Origin of the sequence: Herbaspirillum sp. SJZ099 (assembly GCF_007828355.1) — a bacterium.
Taxonomy (GTDB): domain Bacteria; phylum Pseudomonadota; class Gammaproteobacteria; order Burkholderiales; family Burkholderiaceae_D; genus Herbaspirillum.
Window position 1 is genome coordinate 1 of record NZ_VIUO01000022.1, and the last position, 1,368, is coordinate 1,368.

Annotated in this window: 1 protein-coding gene; it reads right to left on the bottom strand. The window is 66.8% G+C overall.

The features are described from left to right. The coding region (locus FB597_RS20030) for an amino acid adenylation domain-containing protein (protein ID WP_144770515.1) at window positions 1-1,368 on the bottom strand (1,368 nt) is incomplete at both ends.

Consider the following 1,368-nt stretch of genomic DNA (forward strand, 5'->3'; position numbering starts at 1 on the left):
TGCCTCGTCATGCCTCTGGCCCTGATGCAGCGACACATACGCCGCCAGTCGCTGGCCATCCACGGCCACCACCACCGCCTCGCGAATCGAGGGCTGCGCCAGCAAGGCAGCCTCGATCTCGCCCAGTTCGATGCGCAGGCCGCGCAGCTTGACCTGATGATCCAGCCGGCCCAGGTACATCAGTTGGCCATCCTCGCGCCAGCGCACCAGGTCGCCGGTGCGATAGAGGCGCTGGCCATTGCCGGAGAACGGATCGGCGACGAAACGCTCGGCCGTCAACCCCGGCTTGTTGAGATAGGCGCGCGCCAGATTCACGCCGCCCAGGTACAACTCCCCTGCCACGCCCGGCGGCGCCAGCTGCATCGCCGCGTCCAGCACATAGGTCTGGGTGGCGCTGATGGGGCGGCCGATGGGCACGCTGTTGCCTCGGTCATCCGGCTGGCAGGTCCAGTGGGTCACGTCGATGGCCGCTTCGGTCGGGCCATACAGGTTGATCAATGTGGCCTGCGGCAACTGGCGCTGGGCCTGCTGCTGCAATTCCATCGGCAGCGCTTCGCCGCTGCAGATCACGCGGCGCAGGCTGGGGCAATCCGCGCCGTGGCCGTCGTTGACGAAAGCCTGCAGCATCGACGGCACGAAGTGCAAGGTGGTGATGCCGGTCTCGCCGATCAGCGCAGCCAGCCGTGCCGGATCGCGATGCTCGCCGGGAGCGGCCATGACCAGTTCGGCGCCGGTCATCAAGGGCCAGAAGAATTCCCAGACCGAGACATCGAAACCGAAGGGCGTCTTCTGCAGTACGCGCTCATTGGGACCCAGTTGATAGGCCGCCTGCATCCAGGCCAGCCGGTTGTGCAGGCTGCCATGGCGGTTCGCCGCGCCCTTGGGCTGGCCGGTGGAACCGGAGGTGTAGATGACGTAGGCCAGCTGTTCGGGGTGGATCTCCAGGCCAGGATTGTGGGCAGGCGGCAGATCAGCCAGTGTCGCCACATCGACGATACGGCAAGCGGGAACTTCCGGTAACTGGCCCCGCGCGGCGGCGTGGGTCAACAGCAGGCTGGTGCGGCTGTCTTCGATGAAATAGCGCAGACGCTGGGGCGGATAGTCGGGATCCATCGGCACGTAGGCCGCGCCCGCCTTCATGATCGCCAGCAGCGCCAGCACCATCTCTGCCGAGCGTTCCATGCACACGCCCACACGCTGATCGCGCGTGACGCCCTGTGCCATGAGCCACTGCGCCAGCGCGTTGGCGCGGCCATTGAGCTGGCCGTAATCGAGCGTTTGCCCGGTATGCGGCACCCGCAAGGCGGCCCGTTTGGGATGCGCCTGCACCTGCGCTTCGATCAGCGCCAGCACGTTGCCGGCTTCATG